The sequence below is a fragment of the Streptomyces sp. NPDC104313 genome (assembly GCF_055583985.1).
On sequence record NZ_JBVJMW010000005.1, the window covers coordinates 374,946 to 397,624 of the forward strand.

Below are 22,679 nucleotides of genomic sequence, written 5' to 3' on the forward strand. Positions count from 1 at the left end.
AGCTTCGGCCGCGATGGACACGCAAGCACAGCACTCGGAGCGCGACCGCTCCTCGGAACCCGACGCGGGGTCCGGGGAGAGGTCGCGCTTTTCGCGTACGCGGGACCGTGTCGTCTCCGTCCTGTCCTCGCGGCGGGTGCTCGCCGGTGTGGTCCTGGCCGCTGTCGCCCTGTTGCTGTTCAGCTCCTACGTGGTCCAGCCCTTCCTGATCCCCAGCCGCTCGATGGAGCCCACCCTGCAGGTCGGTGACCGGGTTCTCGTCAACAAGCTGGCATACCGGTTCGGCGCCGAGCCCGAGCGCGGCGACGTGGTGGTCTTCGACGGCACCGGCTCGTTCGTACGGGAGGACCTCGACGCGAACCCGCTGACCGGGCTGGTGCGCGGGGCGGCGTCCTCCCTGGGGCTCGCGGAGCCCGCCGACACCGACTTCGTGAAGCGCGTGGTGGGCGTGGGCGGTGACCGCGTCGTCTGCTGCGACGCGCGGGGAAGGCTCGCGGTCAACGACGCAACGGTGGACGAGCCGTACCTGTACCCCGGTGACACCGCTTCCCGGGCGCCCTTCGACATCGAGGTGCCCGCCGGCGCCCTGTGGATGATGGGCGACCACCGCAGCCGCTCCAGTGACTCCCGGGACCATCTCGGATCGCCAGGGGGCGGGATGGTCCCCGCCGAGCGGGTGACCGGCCGGGTGGACTGGCTGGGCTGGCCGCCCGCCCGGACGGGTTCGCTGGAGGGCACCGGCGCCTTCGGCGGTGCCCGGGCGCCCGGCGCGGCGTATGGGTAACCGCGGACGTCCGCGCGACGCACCCGGCCCCGACGCGTCTTTGCCGACCGGGACCGGGCCCACCGGGCCACGCTCGCTGCCCACCCGGGCGGAACGTCGCCGGCTCGCCAAGAAGGTCCGGCGTAAGCGCCGTGGGTCCGCGGTGAGGGAGATCCCCGTCCTCGTCGTCGCGGCGCTGCTGATCGCGCTCGTCCTGAAGACGTTCCTGGTCCAGGCGTTCGTCATCCCGTCCGGGTCGATGGAACAGACCATCCGGATCGGTGACCGGGTGCTCGTGGACAAGCTGACCCCGTGGTTCGGATCGAAGCCGCAGCGTGGCGACGTCGTGGTGTTCAAGGACCCCGGCGGCTGGCTCCAACAGGAGAACCCCGGGGAGAAGAAGGACCCGCCGATCGGCGTCAAGCAGGTCACCGAGCTGCTGACCTTCATCGGGCTGCTGCCGTCCGACGACGAGCAGGACCTGATCAAGCGGGTCATCGCGGTCGGCGGCGACACCGTGAAGTGCTGTGGCGAGGACGGCCGGGTCACCGTCAACGGCGTACCGCTGGCCGAGACGTACCTCCACCCCGACGACCGGCCCTCCACCATCTCGTTCGAGGTGAAGGTAGCTCGGGGCAGGCTCTTCATGATGGGGGACCACCGGTCCGACTCGGCCGACTCCCGCTTCCACCTCGACGAACCCGACCGGGGCACGGTCTCCGAGGAAGAGGTCGTGGGGCGGGCCGTCGTGATCGCCTGGCCTTTCGGCCACTGGAGCACCCTGGAGGAGCGCGACGCCTTCAGCGCGGTCCCGGACGCGCGCGCATCGGAGGCGGCGGCTCGGGCCCCGTCGAATAGTGTGGCACCTCCGGATCCCTATGGAATGGTCCGGCTCCCGACCCCTGCGGAACTCCCGCTCGTTATGGGAGTGGTTGGCCTGCACCGGATCGGGCGCGGGCAGTGGCACGTATTGAGGAGTGGATGTGGGGGATTTGGCGGTCGGCGCACGATCCGGACACGACGAACCCGAGGACCGGCCGGGGCGCGACGAGTCTCCTGCGGGCGGGGCGGCGATCCCGCCGGAGGGTGAGGGCGACCCCCCGGTCGGCGACGGCGGCAGGCCGGCCAGGAGGCAACGCTCCTTCTGGCTGGAGCTTCCGCTGCTCGTCGGTATCGCGCTGGTTCTGGCACTGTTGATCAAGACGTTCCTGGTACAGGCGTTCTCGATCCCCTCGGACTCCATGCAGAACACTCTGCAGCGGGGTGACCGGGTGCTGGTCGACAAGCTGACACCGTGGTTCGGCTCGGAGCCGGAGCGCGGCGAGGTCGTGGTCTTCCACGATCCGGGCGGCTGGCTGGAGGACACCGTGACCCCGGAGCCCAACGCGGTGCAGAAGTTCCTGAGCTTCATCGGCCTGATGCCGTCCTCCGAGGAGAAGGACCTGATCAAGCGGGTCATCGCGATCGGCGGCGACACCGTGGAGTGCAAGGAGAACGGACCGGTCATGGTCAACGGGAAGAGCCTGGACGAGAAGTCGTTCATCTTCCCGGGGAACACCCCGTGCAACGACAAGCCCTTCGGCCCGATCAAGGTGCCGGACGGCCGGATCTTCGTCATGGGCGACCACCGGCAGAACTCCCTGGACTCGCGCTACCACCAGGAGCTCCCGGGACAGGGCACGGTCTCCACGGACGAGGTCGTCGGCCGCGCCGTCGTCGTCGCCTGGCCGCTGGGCCGCTGGGCGACCCTTCCGATCCCGGACACCTTCGACCAGCCCGGCCTGAACGCGGCTGCCGCGATGGCGCCGGCGGCGCTGGGGGCAGCCGGAGCGTTGCCCCTCGTGTTGTGGCGTCGCCGGAGGCTGACCGCCGGGCGTACCGCCGGGTAGGGTGCCGACTCGGATCAGCGATTGTCGATCTCCGACGGGGGAGCGCTGGGATGAGCGGTACAGGACGCAAGGAAGACGGCCGCGGCCGGCTCGGCGCCATGGTGTCGGGCTTGGCCGTGGCCGTCGGCTGTGTGCTCTTCCTCGGCGGTTTCGCCTGGGCGGCGGTGGTCTACCAGCCGTACACGGTTCCGACCGACTCGATGTCCCCCACGGTGAAGCCCGGCGATCGGGTGCTCGCCGAACGGATAGACGGGGCCGAGGTCCGACGCGGTGATGTGGTGGTCTTCACCGACCAGGTCTGGGGCGCCACACCGATGGTGAAGCGCGTCGTCGGGATCGGCGGCGACAAGGTGGCCTGCTGTGACCGGGAGGGACGGCTCACCGTCAACGGCACCCCCGTCGACGAGCCCTACCTCGACCGGGGCCAGGTCTCCCCGGGCAGGAAGGCGCCGGCCTCTCCCCGGGACTTCTCCGCCACCGTGCCCAAGGGCCAGATCTTTCTGCTCGGCGATGAACGGGCGACCTCCCTGGACTCCCGGGTCCACCTCCAGGACGGCGGCGAGGGCTCCGTGCCGCTGAGCGCCGTGCGGGCCCGGGTGGACGCGGTGGCCTGGCCGATGGACGGCATGATCGGCCGGCCCTCCTCGTTCGCCGCGCTGCCCGGCGGGGTGTCCGCCGCCGGCCCGCTGCCGTTCCAGCTGGGCGTGATCCTGGTGGGTGCCGCCCTGATTTTCGCCGGCGCGGTGTACGGGCCCGTGGCGGCGCGCCTCGGCCGCCGAAGGACACCCGCCGGAGAGGCACGGTGACCTCCGGGGCGCGCAGGGTCGCCCGGGTCGTCCTCCTGGACCCCGACGACCGCGTCCTGCTGCTGCACGGCTACGAGCCGGACGACCCGGCCGACACCTGGTGGTTCACCCCGGGCGGCGGTCTGGAGGGCGACGAGACCCGGGAAGAGGCGGCCCGCCGCGAGCTCGCCGAGGAAACCGGGATCACGGACATCGAGCTGGGCCCACTGCTCTGGACCAGGATCTGCTCCTTCCCGTTCGACGGGCGGCGCTGGGACCAGGACGAGTGGTACTACCTGGCCCGCACGACACAGACCCGGACCGCCCCGCAGGGCCTCACCGACCTGGAACTGCGCAGCGTCGCCGGTCTGAGGTGGTGGACTTCCGCCGAACTGCTCGCGACGCGTGAGACGGTGTACCCGACCAGACTCGCCGAGCTGCTCCGCACGCTCCTCGACGAGGGTCCCCCGTGTGATCCGCTGGTTCTGGCCCCCGAAATCGTCTAATCGTCCAGGGGTGCCGGAGGCTGACGCACAATGGGGGGCACGCACGGCTGAAGGGGAAACATGCCATGAGCGCCGAGGACCTCGAGAAGTACGAGACCGAGATGGAGCTGAAGCTCTACCGGGAGTACCGCGATGTCGTCGGTCTGTTCAAATATGTGATCGAGACCGAACGGCGCTTCTACCTCACCAACGACTACGAGATGCAGGTGCACTCCGTCCAGGGTGAGGTCTTCTTCGAGGTGTCCATGGCGGACGCCTGGGTCTGGGACATGTACCGGCCCGCGAGGTTCGTCAAGCAGGTCCGCGTGCTGACCTTCAAGGACGTCAACATCGAAGAGCTCAACAAGAGCGATCTGGAACTTCCGGGAGGCTGACCCCGCGCCGCCCGCCGCCGGGCCGCCGATACGCGTGTTGCAGGAACGACCCGGTCACCCGTGTGGGTGGCCGGGTTTTCCACATCCGCGGAGTTGTCCACCAAGATCCACATCTTTCGGCGGTCCGGGTCACAGTCGGTGCCGGAGGTGGTGCCGACATGAACGCACGGGGAGCACTCGGGCGGTACGGCGAGGACCTGGCGGCGCGGCTGCTGGCCGAAGCCGGGATGGCGGTGGTCGAACGCAACTGGCGCTGTCGCGCCGGAGAGATCGACATCGTGGCCAGGGACGGCGACGCCTTGGTCTTCTGCGAGGTGAAGACGCGCAGGTCGGACGGGTTCGAACACCCCATGGCGGCGGTCGGCCCGGTCAAGGCGGACCGGCTGCGACGGCTCGCCGAGATCTGGCTCGACCGGCACGGCGGGCCACCGCCCGGCGGGGTCCGCATCGATCTGATCGGGGTGATCGTGCCCCGGCGCGGTGCCCCCGTCACGGAGCACGCCCGGGGGGTGTCCTGATGGGCTTCGCGCGAGCGTGTTCCGTGGCGCTGGTCGGCGTCGAAGGCGTGGTGGTGGAGGTCCAGGCGGACCTTGAGCCGGGGGTGGCGGCCTTCACCCTGGTCGGACTGCCGGACAAGAGCCTGATCGAGAGCCGGGACCGGGTGCGGGCCGCCGTGGTGAATTCCGGGGAGGAGTGGCCGCAGAAGAAGCTCACGGTCGGGCTGTCCCCGGCCTCCGTGCCGAAAAGTGGTTCGGGGTTCGATCTCGCTGTAGCGTGCGCTGTCCTCGCCGCGGCGGAGCGGATCGCCCCGGCCATGATCGCCGACGTGGTGATGATCGGCGAGCTGGGTCTTGACGGCCGGGTCCGTCCGGTGCGGGGCGTGCTGCCCGCCGTCCTCGCGGCGGCCGAAGCGGGGTACGAGCAGGTCGTCGTCCCCGAACAGACCGCCGGGGAGGCGGCCCTGGTGCCGGGGGTCTCGGTCCTCGGCGTCCGGAGCCTGCGCCAGCTCATCGCCGTCCTGTGCGACGAACCGGTGCCCGAGGAGCCGGTCGAGGGCCAGGGGCGGCCCGACACCATGCTGGCCGGGCTCGTGATTCCCGGCACTGGCCTCGGCGCGGGGCTCGCCCCGGCCGCCGGGCGGGGCGACGGGCACCGGCCGGACCTGGCGGACGTCGCGGGGCAGCCGCGCCCGCGCCAGGCCCTGGAGGTGGCCGCGGCGGGAGGGCACCATCTGCTGCTCTCGGGCCCGCCGGGCACCGGCAAGACCATGCTGGCCGAACGGCTGTCGTCGGTCCTGCCGCCGTTGACCCGGCAGGAATCCCTCGAAGTGACGGCGGTCCACTCCGTGGCGGGCATCCTCCCCCCGGGTGAACCGCTCGTCTCCCGGGCGCCCTACTGCGCCCCGCACCACTCGGCGACCATGCAGTCCCTGGTCGGCGGCGGCAACGGGATGCCGAGGCCCGGAGCGGTGTCCCTCGCCCACCGCGGGGTGCTCTTCCTGGACGAGGCGCCCGAATTCTCGGGCAAGGCCCTCGACGCGCTGCGGCAGCCGCTGGAGTCGGGTCATGTGGTGGTCGCACGGGCCGCGGGGGTGGTGCGGCTGCCGGCCCGCTTCCTGATGGTGCTGGCAGCCAATCCGTGCCCCTGCGGTCGGCACACCCTCACCGGGGCGGGCTGCGAGTGCCCGCCCTCGGTCGTCCGCCGCTATCAGGCGCGCCTGTCCGGGCCCCTCATCGACCGGGTGGACCTGCGGGTCGAGGTGGAGCCGGTCGACCGCGCCGATCTCTTGGGGCGCGGCGACCGCGGCGAGTCGACGGCCGTCGTCGCCGCCCGGGTACGGGACGCCCGGGCGCGGGCGGCCGAGCGACTGGCCGGCACCCCGTGGACCACGAACAGTGAGGTGCCTGGCCACGAGCTGCGGACCCGACTGCTCGTGGCACCGGGAGCGCTGGCGGCCGCGGAGCGGGACCTGGAGCGCGGGATCCTCACGGCCCGGGGGCTGGACCGGGTCCTGAGGGTGGCGTGGACCGTGGCGGACCTGCGGGGCGCCGACCGCCCGGACGCCTCCGACGTGGCGGTCGCCCTGGAGCTGCGTACGGGGATCCAGCGCGGGGTGCCGCTGGGGGCGGGGCAGCGGTGAGCGGGCTGACGGGGGAGCGGCGGCAAGGGGCGGGCCGCGTCCCCGACCGCGACCCCGGTCAAGACCGTGTCCCCGACCAGGAGGCCGGCCGGGAACTGGGCCTGGACAGAGAGCCGGAGCGGCTGGCCAGGGCCGCCCTGACCCGGGTGCTGGAGCCGGGGGACGAGCGCGCGGGGCGCTGGCTCCGGCGGACCGGTCCGGTCGAGCTGATGCGGAGGCTCACCGTCGAGGACGGCTCAGCCGAGAAGCTGCCCGGGATGACCGCCGCACGGCTCGGGGGCTACCGGCTGCGCGCCGCCGCCGTGGAGCCGGGGCGGGACTTGGCCGCGGTCGCCGCGGTGGGCGGGCGCTTCGTCTGTCCGGGGGACCGGGAGTGGCCGAGCCAGCTGGATGACCTGGGCGACGGGCGGCCCGTCGGACTCTGGGTGCGGGGGCGGCCCGATCTGCGCCTTTGGTCCCTGCGCTCGGTCGCGGTGGTCGGCGCGAGGGCCTGCACCCCGTACGGGGCGCACATGGCGGCGGCCCTCGGCTCCGGGCTCGCCGAGCGGGGCTGGGTGGTGGTGTCGGGCGCGGCGTTCGGGGTGGACGGGGCCGCCCACCGCGGCGCGCTGGCCGCGGGCGGAGCGACAACGGCGGTGCTGGCCTGCGGGGTCGATGTCCCCTACCCGCGCGGCCACGCCGAGTTGCTCGGGCGGCTGGCACAACAGGGCCTCATCGTCGGCGAGTTGCCCCCTTCATCCCATCCCACCCGCAGCCGATTCATCCTTCGCAACCGTGTCATCGCCGCGCTGACCAGGGGGACGGTCGTGGTCGAGGCCGAATACCGCAGCGGTTCGCTGGTCACCGCCCGCCACGCGCAACGGCTCGGCCGCTTCGCGATGGGGGTCCCAGGCCCTGCCACCAGCGGCCTGTCGGCAGGGGTCCACGAGCTGTTGCGCGGTGAGGGCGTGCTCGTCACCGACGCGGACGAAGTCGTCGAGCTGGTCGGGGACATAGGCGACCTCCCGCCGGTCCGCCGCGGCCCGGTGCTGCCCAGGGACCACCTGGACGCGATCACCGCGGGGGTCCTCGACGCGCTCCCCTACCACGGTGTCGCCCACCCCCGTGACCTCGCCCGCACCGCGGGGACATCCGCCGACGAAACACTCGGTCGACTGTACGAACTGCACTCACTGGGGTTCGTCGAACGCGAAGGCGACGGCTGGCGGTTGACGCCTCCGTCGGCACGCAACGACGACGCGCGGCGAGGCGGTACTTGACCTGGAGCATTCGGGTGAAAAGGTAAGGCCGATGACCTCGCGCGATGGATCGGTGACCTGTTCCGGGCTCGCGCCCACGGCGGCGGCCCCGGCCTCCGGCGGGCGCGGACGACGTGAACGGCGGCGCGCGATCAGGCGGCAGGGATCCCCCGTCCTGCGCGGACTGCGACGTCGCAGTCACGCTACGCTCACAAGGATTCCGACCCAGACAAAAGTCCCCCAGCACTTCACGGCAGAACGGCTCAAGGCACCACATGCCCCAGCACACCTCCGGGTCTGACCGCGCGGCAGTACCACCGGTTGCGCGTGGCACTGTGCGCCCTCCCGCCCCTTCCTCCCTCGACGAGTTGTGGCGTTCCTACAAGACCACGGGCGACGAGCGACTGCGAGAGCAGCTGATCCTGCACTACTCGCCGCTCGTGAAGTACGTCGCGGGCAGGGTGAGTGTGGGGCTGCCGTCCAACGTCGAGCAGGCCGACTTCGTTTCCTCCGGGGTCTTCGGGCTGATCGACGCCATCGAGAAGTTCGACATCGAACGGGCCATCAAGTTCGAGACGTACGCGATCACCAGAATCCGTGGCGCGATGATCGATGAACTCCGGGCCCTGGACTGGATCCCACGGTCCGTCCGGCAGAAGGCACGGAACGTGGAGCGTGCGTACGCCACGCTGGAGGCACAGTTCAGGCGTACGCCGTCGGAGGCCGAGGTCGCCTCGGAGATGGGCATCGCACTGGAGGAACTACACGCTGTTTTCAGCCAGTTGTCGTTGGCGAACGTGGTCGCCCTGGAGGAGTTGCTGCACGTCGGCGGCGAGGGCGGCGACCGGCTGAGCCTGATGGACACCCTGGAGGACACCGCCGCCGACAACCCGGTGGAGGTCGCCGAGGACCGCGAGCTGAGAAGGCTGCTCGCGCGGGCCATCAACACCCTCCCCGACCGCGAGAAGACCGTGGTGACCCTCTACTACTACGAGGGCCTCACCCTCGCGGAGATCGGCAACGTCCTCGGGGTGACCGAGAGCAGGGTCAGTCAGATCCACACCAAGTCCGTGCTCCAGCTCCGGGCGAAGCTGGCCGACGCGGGCCGCTGACGGCCCTTCCGGGCACTCTCCGGCCATCCGATCGGCGTCCGTGCCCTTCCCTCGCACGCTTGCCGCCGTAGAGTGGAGGCGTGCCCAGGATTCGAGCGGCCTCCGTGGCCGAGCACCGGACCATGCAGCGCGGCGCCCTCCTGGACGCCGCGCGCTCCCTGCTGTCCGAGGGCGGTACGGAGGCGCTGACCTTCCCCGCGCTCGCCGAGCGCACGGGACTCGCGCGGTCCTCCGTGTACGAGTACTTCCGCTCCCGTGCCGCCGTCGTCGAGGAGCTGTGCGCCGTCGACTTCCCCGTCTGGGCGGCCGAGGTCGAGAACGCCATGCAGGGCGCCGAGACGCCCGAGGCGAAGATCGAGGCGTATGTGCGCCGACAGCTCGACCTGGTCGGGGACCGTCGCCACCGCGCGGTCGTCGCGATCTCCGCGAGTGAGCTGGACGCGGGCGCCCGGGAGAAGATCCGGGCCGCGCACGGCGGGCTGATCGCCATGATCGTCGAAGCGCTGGGCGACCTCGGCCACACGCAGCCGAGGCTGGCCGCCATGCTCATGCAGGGTTCGGTCGACGCCGCTGTGCGTCGTATCGAACTGGGTGTCGCGGAGGAGCCGGGCGTCATCGCGGACACCGTCGTCGCGATGGTCCTGCGCGGTGTGAGCGGCTGACCCGGGCGGCGTCCGGCTCCGGTACCGAGAACACCGGCAGCAGCCGCGAGGGGCCCCTCCGCAGCAGTGAGGGCGGCAGCAGCGAGAGTGGGTCCAGATAGGCGTCCCCGCGCCGCAGCCCCCAGTGCAGACAGCCCTCCGGGCAATGGAACGACCCCTCCTCCAGTACTCCGACCGGCTGCCCGGCCCGGGTGCGCGCGCCCTCCTCGACCAGCGCCCGCACCGGTTCGTATGTGGTGCGCAGCGGCGGCGAACCGCTGTCGGCCACCTCGACGGCGACCACCCCGCGTCCCGCCACCCGCCCCGCGAACGACACCCGGCCGTCGGCGGCCGTCAGCACCCGCGCGCCCGGCACCGCCGCGAGGTCCACGCCGCGATGGCCGGGCCCGTACGGACCGGCGGGCGGCTCCCAGCCCCGTAACACCGCGGGCCTCCCCGCCAGCGGCCAGCTCCGAGCGCCACCGTCCGTGTCACCGCTGTCACCGCTGTCACCGCTGTTTCCGCCGTCCGTGCCGCCGTCGGTTCCGGCACCCGCGCCGCTGACCGCGTCGGCCTCCGCTCCGGGCGAGGACGCCAGGGTCCCGGTCGGCACGACGGACCCGCCCGGAGCAGGGGGGCCGGCCGGGAGCAGCGCGTACAGCAGGAGCAGCGGGAGCAGCAGGAGCGGGGGACGGAGGGCGGGGGAGCGGCGTGGGCCGGGCTGATGGCGCATGCCGCCACGATGGCCCGGAGGCCGGGATTCCGGGGATCGCGGACCGTTCCTGTGGACTACTCGCCGGTTGTGGATATCGCGGCCACCCGGAAGTGGGCGGCGTCGTCACCCGGTCAGCGCCGCCGCCGTCCCCCGGTTGTGGACAGCGCCGTCATCAGGCACCCAACGGGTCCCGTACACTTCTTACGGCGATCCGGGTCACCGGGTCGACTTCGCACGCCCCGCCACCTCCCTCTTCTCGGAGGTGGCCGCGCTCCTCGGTCCCTCGTGGCACGGCGCGTCGGGGCGTCAGGCGCGAGCGCAAACCCGCGGTCGCGATAACCGAGCACCTCAAGGAGTACGGCCATGGCCGTCGTCACGATGCGGGAGCTGCTGGAAAGCGGCGTCCACTTCGGTCACCAGACCCGTCGCTGGAACCCGAAGATGAAGCGCTTCATCTTCACCGAGCGCAACGGCATCTACATCATCGACCTGCTCCAGTCGCTGTCGTACATCGACCGCGCCTACGAGTTCGTCAAGGAGACCGTCGCCCACGGCGGCTCCATCATGTTCGTGGGTACGAAGAAGCAGGCCCAGGAGGCCATCGCCGAGCAGGCGACGCGTGTCGGCATGCCGTACGTCAACCAGCGTTGGCTCGGTGGCATGCTCACCAACTTCTCCACCGTCTACAAGCGCCTTCAGCGTCTGAAGGAGCTTGAGCTCATCGACTTCGAGGATGTGGCCGCCTCCGGCCTCACCAAGAAGGAGCTCCTGGTCCTCTCGCGTGAGAAGGCCAAGCTGGAGAAGACCCTCGGTGGTATCCGCGAGATGCAGAAGGTGCCCAGCGCCGTCTGGATCGTCGACACCAAGAAGGAGCACATCGCCGTCGGTGAGGCGCGCAAGCTCCACATCCCGGTCGTCGCGATCCTCGACACCAACTGCGACCCCGACGAGGTCGACTACAAGATTCCGGGCAACGACGACGCGATCCGCTCCGTCACCCTGCTCACCCGCGTGATCGCCGACGCCGTCGCCGAGGGCCTCATCGCCCGCTCCGGTGCCGCCACCGGTGACTCGAAGCCGGGCGAGAAGGCCGCCGGCGAGCCCCTCGCCGAGTGGGAGCGCGACCTGCTCGAGGGCGACAAGAAGGACGAGACCGCGGCTGCCGCCGAGGTCCAGACCTCCGCCGAGACCGAGAAGGTCGCCGACGCCGAGAAGCCGGCCGAGGCCGTCGCCGAGGCCGCTGTCGAGGCTCCGGCCGCCGACGCCCCGGCCGCCGACGCGGACGCCGAGCAGGCCTGACGCCCGTCACGGCTGCTGACGGCGGGGGCCGACGCCACAAGCGTCGCCCCCGCCGTTCACCCGTAGATCTTTCAGACTTCGAGAGAGACATACAGACTCATGGCGAACTACACCGCCGCTGACGTCAAGAAGCTCCGCGAGCTCACCGGCGCCGGCATGATGGACTGCAAGAAGGCGCTCGACGAGGCCGACGGCAACGTCGACAAGGCCGTCGAGGCTCTCCGTATCAAGGGCCAGAAGGGCGTCGCCAAGCGCGAGGGCCGCTCTGCCGAGAACGGTGCCGTCGTCTCCCTCGTCTCCGAGGACCAGACGTCCGGCGTCCTCCTCGAGCTGAAGTGCGAGACGGACTTCGTCGCCAAGGGTGAGAAGTTCCAGGCCGTCGCCAACACCCTCGCGGCTCACGTCGCCGCGACCTCCCCGGCCGACACCCAGGCGCTGCTCGCCTCCGAGATCGAGGCCGGCAAGACCGTCCAGGCGTACGTCGACGAGGCCAACGCCAACCTCGGTGAGAAGATCGTCCTGGACCGCTTCGCGCAGTTCACCGGCGCCTTCGTCGGTGTGTACATGCACCGCACCATGCCTGACCTGCCCCCGCAGATCGGTGTTCTGGTCGAGCTGGACAAGGCCGACGCCGAGCTGGCCAAGGGCATCGCGCAGCACATCGCCGCGTTCGCCCCGAAGTACCTGTCCCGCGAGGACGTCCCGGCCGAGATCGTCGAGGCCGAGCGCCGCGTCGCCGAGGAGACCACGCGCGCCGAGGGCAAGCCCGAGGCCGCGCTCCCGAAGATCGTCGAGGGTCGCGTCAACGGCTTCTTCAAGGAGGCCACCCTCCTGGGTCAGCCGTACGCGCTGGACGCCAAGAAGTCGGTTCAGAAGGTCCTGGACGAGGCCGGTGTCACCCTGAAGCGCTTCTCGCGCATCAAGGTCGGCATCTGAGTCCGTCCGGGCGAACAGCGCCGGACCCGATAGGGTCTGGTGCAGTCGACGGCCGCACCCACGCCGGACGACCGCAGATCTGACGAGGAGGCCATTGCCGCTGTAGGGACACCAGACCCACCGGCAATGGCCTTCTTCGTATGTGTACGAGGAGAATTTCCATGGACAAGGGCGCGGACGCCATTCAGGCCGACGACAAGCGCGATGACGACAAGGGTTCCGGGCGCTTCATGCTGAAGCTCTCCGGTGAGGCGTTCGCCGGCGGCGGCGGTCTCGGCGTCGACCCCGACGTCGTGCACACCATCGCCCGCGAGATCGCCGCCGTCGTACGCGACGGCGCCCAGATCGCGGTGGTCATCGGAGGAGGCAACTTCTTCCGTGGTGCCGAGCTCCAGCAGCGCGGCATGGACCGGGCCCGGTCCGACTACATGGGCATGCTCGGCACCGTCATGAACTGCCTGGCTCTCCAGGACTTCCTGGAGAAGGAGGGCATCGACTCGCGCGTCCAGACCGCCATCACCATGGGCCAGGTCGCCGAGCCGTACATCCCGCTCCGCGCCGTACGGCACCTGGAGAAGGGGCGCGTGGTGATCTTCGGCGCCGGTATGGGCATGCCGTACTTCTCCACCGACACCACCGCCGCACAGCGTGCCCTGGAGATCGACGCCGCGACGCTGCTGATGGGGAAGAACGGCGTGGACGGGGTCTACGACTCCGACCCGAAGACCAACCCCGACGCGGTGAAGTTCGACGCACTGGAGTACGGCGAGGTGATCACCCGCAATCTGAAGATCGCCGACGCCACCGCCATCACGCTCTGCCGTGACAACCAGCTCCCGATCCTCGTCTTCGAGTTGACGACCGAGGGCAATATCGCTCGCGCGGTCAAGGGTGAGAAGATCGGCACGCTCGTGAGCGACGAGAGCACCCGGGCCTGACGGCCCCAGGATGGACAACGGCCTGCCGGTCGGACACCGTGCAGGTGAGGACGCGACGCATGACCCACAGGGCCAGGCGATGACGACGCCGGGCCCACCCAAGACACGCAGGAGCACGTGGTGATCGAAGAAATCCTCCTCGAGGCCGAGGAGAAGATGGAGAAGGCCGTTGTCGTCGCGAAAGAGGACTTCGCCGCGATCCGTACCGGCCGTGCGCACCCGGCGATGTTCAACAAGATCGTCGCCGACTACTACGGCGCGCTGACCCCGATCAACCAGCTGGCCTCGTTCTCGGTTCCCGAGGCGCGGATGGCCGTCGTGACACCGTTCGACAAGTCCGCGCTGCGCAACATCGAGCAGGCGATCCGCGACTCCGACCTCGGCGTCAACCCGAGCAACGACGGCAATATCATCCGGGTGACCTTCCCCGAGCTCACCCAGGACCGCCGCAAGGAGTACATCAAGGTCGCCAAGACCAAGGCCGAGGACTCCAAGATCTCGATCCGCTCCATCCGCCGCAAGGCCAAGGAGACCCTCGACAAGCTTGTCAAGGACAAGGAGTCCGGCGAGGACGAGGTGCGCCGCGCGGAGAAGGAGCTCGACGACACCACCGCGAAGTACGTCGCGCAGGTGGACGAGCTGCTCAAGCACAAGGAAGCCGAGCTGCTCGAAGTCTGATGAACGACTCTTCCTGGGGTGCCCCGCAAGGATCCGGTTACCGGGGCACACCCGAGATGAGAACTGCCCCGGCGGGTCCTGCCCACGATGTGCATGGCGCCCAGCAGACTCGGCCCATGCCCAACGTGCCGGACGTTCCCGACGCAGGTAGAGACGCACAGAGCCGCGACGACCGGGACAGGGATGCCGCTCACGTCAGCGGCCCCCTGTTCCGTGACGAGAAGCCGCAGGAGCCCATGTCCACCCCGCTGCCGCCCCCGCCGCAGAAGAAGCGCGCGGGGCGTGATCTGCGCGCCGCCATAGGGGTGGGCGTGGGTCTCGGCGCCGTCATCGGCGTCTCGCTGTTCATCGAGAAGGCCGCTTTCATCGGCGTGATAGTGGCCGCGGTCGTCGTCGGCCTCTGGGAGCTCACCTCCCGCCTCCAGGAACGCAAGGGCATCAAGGCGCCCTTGGTGCCGTTGGCCGTCGGCGGAGCCGCGATGGTCATCGCGGGTTACACGCGGGGACCCGAGGGCGCCTGGATCGCGATGGCCCTGACCGCTCTCGCGGTGCTGGTCTGGCGGATGACCGAGCCGCCGGACGGGTATCTCAAGGACGTCACGGCCGGGGTCTTCGCGGCGTTCTACGTACCCTTCCTGGCCACCTTCGTCGCCCTGATGCTGACGGCGGACGACGGGGCATGGCGGGTCCTGACCTTCCTGACCCTCACCGTGGTCAGCGACACGGGGGCGTACGCGGTCGGCTGGCGCTTCGGCACCCACAAGCTCGCCCCGCGCATCAGCCCCGGCAAGACCCGCGAGGGTCTGTTCGGAGCGATCGCCTTCGCGATGGTCGCGGGCGCACTGTGCATGGAGTTCCTGATCGACGGCGGCGCCTGGTGGCAGGGACTGCTGCTCGGCCTCGCGGTCGCGGCCAGCGCCACCCTCGGCGACCTGGGCGAATCCATGATCAAGCGGGACCTCGGGATCAAGGACATGGGCACCCTGCTCCCCGGCCACGGCGGCATCATGGACCGGCTGGACTCGCTCCTGCCGACCGCACCGGTCGTATGGCTGCTGCTGGTGCTGTTCGTCGGCTCCGGCTGACCGCTTCGGCATCCCGACACCCTGTCCCACCTGCACGTTTCACGAGTGAGGGTCCTTCGTCCACAGGGCGGCGGGCCCTCACCCGTCTGTCTGCGACACTGGATGAACCATGCCTAAGCCCGGAGAACTCACTTTCGTCGCGCCCCGCGGATCCAAGAAGCCGCCGCGGCACCTCGCCGACCTCACGCCCGCCGAGCGCAAGGAAGCGGTCGCCGCGACCGGTGAGAAGCCGTTCCGCGCCCAGCAGCTCTCGCAGCACTACTTCGCGCGGTACGCGCACGACCCGGCCGAGTGGACCAACATCCCGGCGGGGTCGCGGGAGAAGCTCGCCGAGGCGCTGTTCCCCGACCTGATGTCCGTGCTGCGGCACATCAGCTGCGACGACGACACCACGCGCAAGACCCTGTGGAAGCTGCACGACGGGACGCTCGTCGAGTCCGTCCTGATGCGCTACCCCGATCGCGTCACGATGTGCATCTCCTCGCAGGCCGGCTGCGGCATGAACTGCCCCTTCTGCGCCACCGGGCAGGCCGGCCTCGACCGCAACCTGTCGACCGCCGAGATCGTGCACCAGATCGTCGACGGCATGCGAGCCCTGCGCGACGGCGAGGTGCCCGGCGGGCCCGCGCGGCTGTCCAACATCGTCTTCATGGGCATGGGCGAGCCGCTCGCCAACTACAACCGTGTGGTCGGCGCGATCCGCCGCCTCACCGATCCGGAGCCGGACGGTCTCGGCCTCTCGCAGCGCGGGATCACCGTCTCCACCGTGGGCCTCGTCCCGGCCATGCTGCGCTTCGCCGACGAGGGCTTCAAGTGCCGCCTCGCCGTCTCGCTGCACGCCCCGGACGACGAACTGCGCGACACCCTGGTCCCCGTCAACACTCGGTGGAACGTCCGCGAGGTGCTGGACGCCGCCTGGGAGTACGCCGAGAAGTCCGGCCGCCGGATCTCCATCGAGTACGCCCTGATCCGGGACATCAACGACCAGGCCTGGCGGGGCGACCGGCTGGGCCGACTGCTCAAGGGTAAGCGGGTACACGTCAACCTCATCCCGCTGAACCCCACGCCCGGCTCGAAGTGGACCGCCTCGCGGCCCGAGGACGAGAAGGCGTTCGTCGAGGCCATCGCGGCCCACGGCGTGCCCGTCACCGTCCGGGACACCCGCGGTCAGGAGATCGACGGGGCCTGCGGGCAGCTGGCGGCCTCCGAGCGTTGAGGGGACCCGGCCGCCTCCGAGCGTTGAGGGCCCCGGCCGCCTCCGAGGGCTGAAGTCCGGCGTCCTCGGCACGCACGGGTGACCTCAGGGACCGGCCGAAATCCGCCGGTGTAGCCTGGGCCCGAAATCAACTTCATATTCCGACAGGGGAGCGCCACAGCGCTGAGAGTGCGGCACCGAGGACAGGTTGGCCGCAGACCCTCTGAACCTCGCCCGGGTCATTCCGGGTAGGAAGTTCGGACCTTACTCAAGCTGTTGCGCCCTGCCCGCTTCCGGTTCGCCGGACAGCGGGCGGGGCCGCGTCTCTTCCTGGTCATCTCCAGGAGGAATCACATGAACACCACCACGAAGTACGCGGCGACCGCGCTCGCCGCCGCTCTCGGCGTCACCGTGCTCGCTGGCTGCGGCGACGACGGTTCCGCGGGCACCGGGGAGTCCAAGGGCCCCGGCTCCAAGACCGTGACCCTGGTCAGCCACGACTCCTTCAACATCTCGGACAAGGTGCTGAAGGCGTTCACGGAGGAGACCGGCTACCAGGTCGAGATCCTCAAGAGCGGGGATGCGGGAGCCGCGCTCAACCAGGAGATCCTGACCAAGGGCTCCCCGCGCGGCGACGTCTTCTTCGGTGTCGACAACACCCTGCTCTCCCGCGCTCTCGACAACGGTCTGTTCACCGCGTACGAGGCCAAGGGCCTGGACACGGTCGTGGCGGACACGCAGACGGACGCGGAGCACCGGGTCACCCCCGTCGACACGGGCGACATCTGCGTCAACTACGACAAGAAGTACTTCGCCGACAAGAAGCTCGCGCCGCCGAAGACCTTCGAGGACCTGCTGAAGCCCGCGTACAAGGACCTCCTCGTCATCGAGAACGCCGCGAGTTCATCGCCCGGTCTCGGCTTCCTGCTCGGCACCATCGCCGCACAGGGAGAGGACGGCTACGAGACGTACTGGAAGAAGCTGAAGGCCAACGGAGTCAAGGTCGTCGACGGCTGGGAGCAGGCGTACAACGAGGAGTTCTCCGGCTCCGCGGGCGGCAAGAAGACGGGCGCCGACCGGCCGCTCGTGGTCAGTTACGCCTCCAGCCCGCCCGTCGAGGTGCTCTACGCCGACCCGCGGCCGAAGGAGGCCCCCACCGGGGTCGCCACCGGCACCTGTTTCCGGCAGACCGAGTACGCCGGGCTGCTGACGGGGGCGAAGAACGAGGCAGGCGGCAAGGCGCTGCTGGACTTCATGATCAGCAAGACGTTCCAGGAGGACATGCCGCTGAACATGTTCGTGAACCCGGTCGTGCGGGACGCGACCCTCCCCGAGCTGTTCACCGAGTTCGGGGAGAAGATCGACACGCCTCCCACCGTCGCGCCCGAGAAGATCACCGCCAACCGTGAGCAGTGGATCCAGTCGTGGCAGTCGCTGGTCCTGAAGTAGACCCCGGGGCGAAGGCCGACGGGGCCGCCCGGGACCGACGCGGGCCCGGGCGGCGCGCGGCCGCGCTGCGGCTCGGCCTGATGGCCGTGCCCGTCGCGTTCTTCGCGGTGTTCTTCGCCTATCCCGTGACCGCGATCGTCGGCCGCGGGCTCAAGGCGGCAGGAGACTGGCAGTTCGGGCGGATCGGGGAGGTGCTGGCCCGCCCGGACATCCTCGACGTCCTCTGGTTCACGACCTGGCAGGCTCTCGCCTCGACCGCGCTCACCCTGCTGATCGCCCTGCCTGGGGCATATGTCTTCGCCCGGTTCGACTTCCCCGGCAAGCAGCTGCTGCGGGCGGTCGTCACGGTGCCGTTCGTGCTGCCCACCGTCGTCGTCGGCACCGCGTTCCTGGCGTTGCTGGGACGGGGCGGGCTCCTCGACGAGGTGTGGGGGGTCCGCCTCGACACCACGGTGTGGGCGATCCTGTTGGCCCATGTCTTCTTCAACTACGCCGTGGTCGTACGGACGGTGGGCGGGCTCTGGTCCCAGCTGGACCCCCGGCAGGAGGAGGCCGCCCGGGTGCTCGGCGCCGGACGGTTCGCCGCCTTCCGCCGGGTGACGCTGCCCGCGCTCGCCCCGGCCGTCGCCGCCGCCGCGCTGATGGTCTTCCTCTTCACCTTCACCTCCTTCGGCGTCGTGCAGATCCTCGGCGGACCCGCGTACTCCACCCTGGAGGTGGAGATCTATCGCCAGACCGCCCAGCTGCTGGACCTGCCGACGGCCGCCGTGCTGACCCTGGTCCAGTTCGCCGCGGTCGGCGCGATCCTCGCCGTGCACGCCGCGACCGTACGCCGCCGGGAGCGGGCGCTGAAGCTCGTCGACCCGGCCCAGACCTCCCGTCGGCCGCGCGGCGCCGGGCAGTGGACGCTGCTCGGCGGCGTCCTGCTCACCGCGCTGCTGCTGATCCTGCTGCCGCTCGGGGTGCTGGTGGAACGATCCTTCGACGGGCCGGGAGGGTACGGTTTCGGTTACTACCAGGCCCTCCAGTCGGCCGGGTCCGGCTCCTCCTCCACCTTCCTCGTCCCGCCGCTGGAGGCCGTCGGCAACTCCCTGCGGTACGCGCTCGCCGCGACGCTCATCGCTCTCGTCGTCGGCGGGCTCGCCGCGGCGGCCCTGACCCGGCGGGCCGGGCCGCTGGTCCGCGGCTTCGACGCGCTGCTGATGCTGCCGCTCGGGGTGTCCGCCGTCACCGTCGGCTTCGGTTTCCTGATCACCCTGGACGAGCCGCCGCTCGACCTGCGGACCTCCTGGATCCTGGTCCCGCTGGCCCAGGCCCTGGTCGGCGTCCCCTTCGTCGTACGGACCATGCTGCCCGTGCTGCGCGCGGTCGACGACCGGCTGCGGGAGGCCGCCGCCGTGCTGGGGGCCTCCCCGTTGCGGGCCTGGCGGGAGGTCGATCTGCCGCTGGTGCGGCGGGCGGTGCTGGTCGCGGCGGGCTTCGCCTTCGCCGTCTCCCTCGGGGAGTTCGGCGCGACGGTCTTCATCGCGCGGCCCGACAACCCGACCCTGCCGGTCGCCGTCGCCCGGCTGCTGGGCCGGTCGGGAGAGCTCAACTACGGACAGGCGATGGCCCTCAGCGCGATCCTGATGCTGGTGTGCGCGGTGTCGCTGCTGCTCCTCGAACGTATCCGTACCGACCGATCCGGGGAGTTCTGAACGATGGCAGGGGAGTTCCGCACATGCTGAGCCTGGAGGCCGCCACCGTACGGTTCGGGAGGCGGACGGCGCTGGACGCGGTGGACCTGGCGGTCGCCGAACACCGGATCGTCTGCCTGCTCGGTCCCAGCGGCAGCGGGAAGTCCACTCTGCTCCGGGCCGTCGCCGGGCTCCAGCCCATGGACGGCGGCCGGGTCCTGCTGGCCGGCCAGGACCAGAGCGGCGTCCCGGTGCACCGGCGCGGCCTCGGCCTGATGTTCCAGGACCATCAGCTCTTCCCGCACCGGGACGTCGGCGCCAACGTCGCCTTCGGGCTCCGGATGCACGGCGTCGGACGGGTCGAGACCGGGCACCGGGTCCGCGAACTGCTGGAGCTGGTCGGCCTGCCCGGGGCCGAACGCCGTGCGGTCGCCGCGCTGTCCGGCGGTGAGCAGCAGCGTGTCGCCTTGGCCCGCGCCCTCGCCCCGCGCCCGAAGCTCCTGATGCTGGACGAGCCGCTCGGCCAGCTCGACCGCAGCCTCCGCGAACGGCTCGTCGTCGAACTGCGGACCCTGTTCCAGGAGTTGGGCACCACCGTACTGGCCGTCACGCACGACCAGGGTGAGGCGTTCGCGCTCGCCGACCGGGTCGTCGTGATGCGGGACGGCCGGATCGCGCAGGAGGGCGGCCCGCTGGACGTCTGGCAGCGCCCCGCCTCGGCGTTCGTCGCCCGGTTCCTCGGCTTCGACAACGTCACCGGGGCGACCGTGACCGGCCCGGCCGCCGCCACCGCCTGGGGCAAGGTCCCGGTGCCCGAGGGCTCCCCGCAGGGCGAGGCGGATCTGCTGGTCCGGCCCGCCGGGGTCCTGATCGGCGCTCCCGAGGACGGGCTGCGCTGCACGGTCGGCGTCCGCACCTTCCGGGGGAACCATGTGACCGTACGCCTGATACCCGAGAACGCGCCGGTGCTGGAGGCCGAGTGCGCCCTGCGGGACACCCCGGACGAGGGCGCGGTCGTGGGCGTCCGCTTCGACGCGGCGGAGACAGTGGTGCTGGCGACGGAGTGAGACGACGAGCGGTCACCGTCGCCCCGCCTCCCGCTACGACCGCCGTCGCTCCGCCGCCACCCGCTGCCGGGGTCCCGCCGCCACCCGCCGCCCGCTGCCGGAGCCCCGCCGCCATCCGCTACGTCTGCCGGGGTCCCGCCACCACCAGGCCCAGTTCGTACGCCAGGATCACCGCCTGCGCCCGGTCCCGCAGTTCCATCTTCGCGAACAGCCGGTTGATGTGGGTCTTCACCGTGTGGTCGGTGATGGTCAGCCGGTCGGCGATGTCCGCGTTGGACAGGCCCCGCGCGATCAGGACGAGCACCTCGGCCTCGCGCGCGGTCAGCCCGTCGACCGAGCGCGGCGGGGGAGCGCTGACCCGCTGCCGGGTGAACTCCGCGATGATCCGGCCGGTGATCTCGGGAGCCAGCAGGGCGTGGCCGTCCGCCACCACCCGTACCGCGTGCAGCAGCTCGGGGAAGGTCGCGTCCTTGAGCAGGAAGCCGCTGGCTCCGGCGGTCAGGGCGTCGTACACGTACTCGTCCAGTCCGAACGTCGTCAGCATCAGCGCCCTCGTCGCCCCGCCCGACGCCGCGACGATGCCGCGCGCCGCGTCGATGCCGCTGAGCCCCGGCATCCGGATGTCCAGCAGCGCCACATCGGGCCGTAGTTCGGCCGCCCTGAGCACGGCCTGCTCGCCGTCCTCCGCCTCACCGACCACCTCGATGTCGTCCTGGGTGTTCAGCAGGCCGGAGAACGCCGTCCGCACGACCGCCTGGTCGTCGGCCACCAGCACCCGGATCACCACGGAAGTTCCGCCTCCACGAGAAAGCCGCCGGCCGGGCCCCGGCCGGCAGTGAGCCTCCCGCCGAGCAGGGTGGCCCGTTCGGCCATGCCCACCAGCCCGTGCCCCGGCCGTCCGGAGCCGCCGGACGGATCGGGACCCGGCCCGTCGTCGGTCGCGCGTACCGTCAACAGACCCGGACGGTAGTGGAGTTCCACGACCGTGTGGGCACCCGGGGCATGCCGCCGGGCATTCGTCAGGGCCTCCTGGACGATCCGGTACGCCGACAGCTCCCAGGACGCGGGCAACGGTGACCGCTCGCCGGTGACCCGCAGTTCGGCCGCACCACCCACCGCCCGGTGCTGATCGAGGAGGTCATCCAGACCGGCCAGCGAGGGCTGCGGGGCGGTGAGCGGGGCCGTTTCGGCGCCGTCGCCCGTCCGCAGCACCCCGAGCAGCCGCCGCAGCTCCGCCATCGAGGCCCGGGCCGTGCCCGCGATCTCCTGGAAGGCGTCCCGTGCCGGGGGCGAGAGGCCCGGGGTCGTGTACGTCGCGCTCTCGGCACGCACCGCGATCACCGACACCGAGTGCGCGATCATGTCGTGCAATTCCCTTGCGATCGCCGCCCGTTCGGCCTCGGCAGCCTGTCGGCGTTCCATCGCCAGCAGGCGGGACTGCGCGGCGGCCCGGGCATGCCGGGTCTCCTCCCGAGCCCGCACCGCGTCGCCCGTACTCACCGCGCCCAGGATCATCACCGTCAGCACCAGGGTCTCGGCGTACAGCCCCAGGCTGAACCGGTCGGTGCCCTGGAGCGCGGGCAGTCCGGGGGAGCCGTCCCGCGCCCAGCGGTCGATGTGCACCAGATTGACGGCCAGCGCGGCCAGCGAACCGGCCAGGACGAGCACCGCCGGATGCTGCACCCGGTGCCGCCCGAGGGTGTAGCAGCCGATCAGGGACCCGGCGATGGTCGCGTACGCCATGTTGCCGTCGGTCGCGAAGCTGAGGAGGGCCGCGCCCACGGTCAGGAAACCCACGGCGGGCCGCGTCGCCCGCAGGGCCAGCGAGACCGTGCAGACCAGCACCCCGAAGGCCGTGATCGCCGACCCCGGTACGACGGCCAGCTCCACGACCGCGAAGAGCGTCAGCGCGGCTCCGGTCAGCCAGGCGTACGCGGGCTCCGCCGTCCAGTGCCGCAGCCGTCGCCGGACGCCCCGGTCCGACGGCACGACGTCGGAGCCGGTGGCGGAGGCGGAGGCGGAAGAAGTGGCGGTGGCGGTGGCCGGGCGGTCCGGCGGGACGGTACGCGTCATACGGGAGATTCTTCGCCACCCGGTGGGCCGACGCATCGGAGCAGGGGTGGAATTCGCGGTGACGTCTCATGCCACGGGTTGACCTCAAGGACCGGAGGCTGGTGTGACGTTCCATGGACG

General features: G+C 71.1%; 23 protein-coding genes. 20 read left to right on the top strand and 3 right to left on the bottom strand.

What is annotated here, in order from left to right; translation table 11 throughout:
* Positions 1-13 precede the first annotated feature (13 nt).
* From lepB (ACZ60Q_RS15185) to ACZ60Q_RS15235, 11 genes are all read left to right on the top strand, one after another.
* On the top strand, positions 14-784 hold the full coding sequence (gene lepB / locus ACZ60Q_RS15185; protein ID WP_469633565.1) for a signal peptidase I: 771 nt from the start codon (positions 14-16) through the stop codon (positions 782-784).
* Positions 777-1,853, top strand: a complete 1,077-nt coding sequence (gene lepB, locus ACZ60Q_RS15190; RefSeq protein ID WP_469633568.1) for a signal peptidase I — start codon at positions 777-779, stop codon at positions 1,851-1,853. The genes lepB (ACZ60Q_RS15185) and lepB (ACZ60Q_RS15190) overlap by 8 nt, the downstream gene beginning before the upstream one ends.
* A complete protein-coding gene (lepB, locus tag ACZ60Q_RS15195; RefSeq protein WP_469633853.1) occupies positions 1,756-2,652 on the top strand; it encodes a signal peptidase I in 897 nt (298 codons plus the stop codon). Before lepB (ACZ60Q_RS15190) ends, lepB (ACZ60Q_RS15195) begins: the two co-directional genes overlap by 98 nt.
* A gap of 50 nt (positions 2,653-2,702) precedes the next feature.
* Positions 2,703-3,458, top strand: coding sequence for a signal peptidase I (lepB, locus tag ACZ60Q_RS15200; protein ID WP_469633571.1), 756 nt, complete (start codon positions 2,703-2,705; stop codon positions 3,456-3,458).
* Positions 3,455-3,943, top strand: a complete 489-nt coding sequence (locus tag ACZ60Q_RS15205) for an NUDIX hydrolase (RefSeq protein WP_469633574.1) — start codon at positions 3,455-3,457, stop codon at positions 3,941-3,943. The genes lepB (ACZ60Q_RS15200) and ACZ60Q_RS15205 overlap by 4 nt, the downstream gene beginning before the upstream one ends.
* Positions 3,944-4,008: 65 nt before the next feature.
* Positions 4,009-4,317, top strand: a complete 309-nt coding sequence (locus ACZ60Q_RS15210) for a DUF2469 domain-containing protein (RefSeq protein WP_003965949.1) — start codon at positions 4,009-4,011, stop codon at positions 4,315-4,317.
* Between the two features lie 158 nt (positions 4,318-4,475).
* Positions 4,476-4,835 carry a YraN family protein gene (locus tag ACZ60Q_RS15215; protein WP_097962321.1) on the top strand — a complete coding sequence of 120 codons (360 nt, stop codon included), beginning with the start codon at positions 4,476-4,478 and terminating at the stop codon, positions 4,833-4,835.
* Entirely contained in the window at positions 4,835-6,457 is a 1,623-nt protein-coding gene (locus ACZ60Q_RS15220; RefSeq protein ID WP_469633577.1) for a YifB family Mg chelatase-like AAA ATPase, read from the top strand. Before ACZ60Q_RS15215 ends, ACZ60Q_RS15220 begins: the two co-directional genes overlap by 1 nt.
* A gap of 146 nt (positions 6,458-6,603) precedes the next feature.
* Positions 6,604-7,716 (top strand): DNA-processing protein DprA, encoded by a 1,113-nt coding sequence (gene dprA / locus ACZ60Q_RS15225; protein ID WP_469633856.1) that lies wholly within the window; start codon positions 6,604-6,606, stop codon positions 7,714-7,716.
* A gap of 254 nt (positions 7,717-7,970) precedes the next feature.
* Positions 7,971-8,807 carry an RNA polymerase sigma factor WhiG gene (gene whiG, locus ACZ60Q_RS15230; RefSeq protein ID WP_003965944.1) on the top strand — a complete coding sequence of 279 codons (837 nt, stop codon included), beginning with the start codon at positions 7,971-7,973 and terminating at the stop codon, positions 8,805-8,807.
* Between the two features lie 104 nt (positions 8,808-8,911).
* A complete protein-coding gene (locus tag ACZ60Q_RS15235; protein WP_018960723.1) occupies positions 8,912-9,469 on the top strand; it encodes a TetR/AcrR family transcriptional regulator in 558 nt (185 codons plus the stop codon).
* Here ACZ60Q_RS15235 and ACZ60Q_RS15240 read toward each other — a convergent pair.
* Complete coding sequence (locus ACZ60Q_RS15240; protein ID WP_469633580.1) at positions 9,420-10,181, bottom strand: peptidoglycan DD-metalloendopeptidase family protein; 762 nt, start codon at positions 10,179-10,181, stop codon at positions 9,420-9,422. The genes ACZ60Q_RS15235 and ACZ60Q_RS15240 overlap by 50 nt on opposite strands.
* Before the next feature lie 345 nt (positions 10,182-10,526).
* Between ACZ60Q_RS15240 and rpsB the strand changes: the two genes are divergently transcribed.
* From rpsB to ACZ60Q_RS15285, 9 genes are all read left to right on the top strand, one after another.
* Positions 10,527-11,462: a 30S ribosomal protein S2 gene (gene rpsB, locus ACZ60Q_RS15245; protein ID WP_469633582.1), complete on the top strand. Its 936-nt coding sequence runs from the start codon at positions 10,527-10,529 to the stop codon at positions 11,460-11,462.
* 99 nt (positions 11,463-11,561) lie between these two features.
* The gene (tsf, locus tag ACZ60Q_RS15250; protein ID WP_469633584.1) at positions 11,562-12,398 is read left to right on the top strand and encodes a translation elongation factor Ts; all 837 of its coding nucleotides are present in this window, start codon (positions 11,562-11,564) and stop codon (positions 12,396-12,398) included.
* Positions 12,399-12,559: 161 nt separating this feature from the next.
* Positions 12,560-13,336, top strand: a complete 777-nt coding sequence (pyrH, locus tag ACZ60Q_RS15255) for a UMP kinase (protein WP_469633587.1) — start codon at positions 12,560-12,562, stop codon at positions 13,334-13,336.
* 120 nt (positions 13,337-13,456) lie between these two features.
* A complete protein-coding gene (frr, locus tag ACZ60Q_RS15260; protein ID WP_003965937.1) occupies positions 13,457-14,014 on the top strand; it encodes a ribosome recycling factor in 558 nt (185 codons plus the stop codon).
* The gene (locus tag ACZ60Q_RS15265) at positions 14,014-15,099 is read left to right on the top strand and encodes a phosphatidate cytidylyltransferase (protein ID WP_469633590.1); all 1,086 of its coding nucleotides are present in this window, start codon (positions 14,014-14,016) and stop codon (positions 15,097-15,099) included. Before frr ends, ACZ60Q_RS15265 begins: the two co-directional genes overlap by 1 nt.
* 109 nt (positions 15,100-15,208) lie before the next feature.
* Positions 15,209-16,315 carry a dual-specificity RNA methyltransferase RlmN gene (gene rlmN / locus ACZ60Q_RS15270; RefSeq protein ID WP_469633593.1) on the top strand — a complete coding sequence of 369 codons (1,107 nt, stop codon included), beginning with the start codon at positions 15,209-15,211 and terminating at the stop codon, positions 16,313-16,315.
* A 333-nt stretch (positions 16,316-16,648) separates the two neighbouring features.
* Positions 16,649-17,743, top strand: coding sequence for a thiamine ABC transporter substrate-binding protein (locus ACZ60Q_RS15275; RefSeq protein ID WP_469633595.1), 1,095 nt, complete (start codon positions 16,649-16,651; stop codon positions 17,741-17,743).
* Between the two features lie 80 nt (positions 17,744-17,823).
* On the top strand, positions 17,824-19,440 hold the full coding sequence (locus ACZ60Q_RS15280) for an ABC transporter permease (RefSeq protein WP_469633859.1): 1,617 nt from the start codon (positions 17,824-17,826) through the stop codon (positions 19,438-19,440).
* Positions 19,441-19,463: 23 nt separating this feature from the next.
* On the top strand, positions 19,464-20,486 hold the full coding sequence (locus ACZ60Q_RS15285) for an ABC transporter ATP-binding protein (protein ID WP_469633597.1): 1,023 nt from the start codon (positions 19,464-19,466) through the stop codon (positions 20,484-20,486).
* Between the two features lie 118 nt (positions 20,487-20,604).
* Here the strand turns inward: ACZ60Q_RS15285 and ACZ60Q_RS15290 are convergent, their stop codons facing one another.
* Both ACZ60Q_RS15290 and ACZ60Q_RS15295 read right to left on the bottom strand, forming a co-directional pair.
* On the bottom strand, positions 20,605-21,273 hold the full coding sequence (locus tag ACZ60Q_RS15290; protein WP_469633599.1) for a response regulator: 669 nt from the start codon (positions 21,271-21,273) through the stop codon (positions 20,605-20,607).
* Positions 21,267-22,559 carry a sensor histidine kinase gene (locus ACZ60Q_RS15295; RefSeq protein WP_469633602.1) on the bottom strand — a complete coding sequence of 431 codons (1,293 nt, stop codon included), beginning with the start codon at positions 22,557-22,559 and terminating at the stop codon, positions 21,267-21,269. The genes ACZ60Q_RS15290 and ACZ60Q_RS15295 overlap by 7 nt, the downstream gene beginning before the upstream one ends.
* Positions 22,560-22,679: the final 120 nt, after the last annotated feature.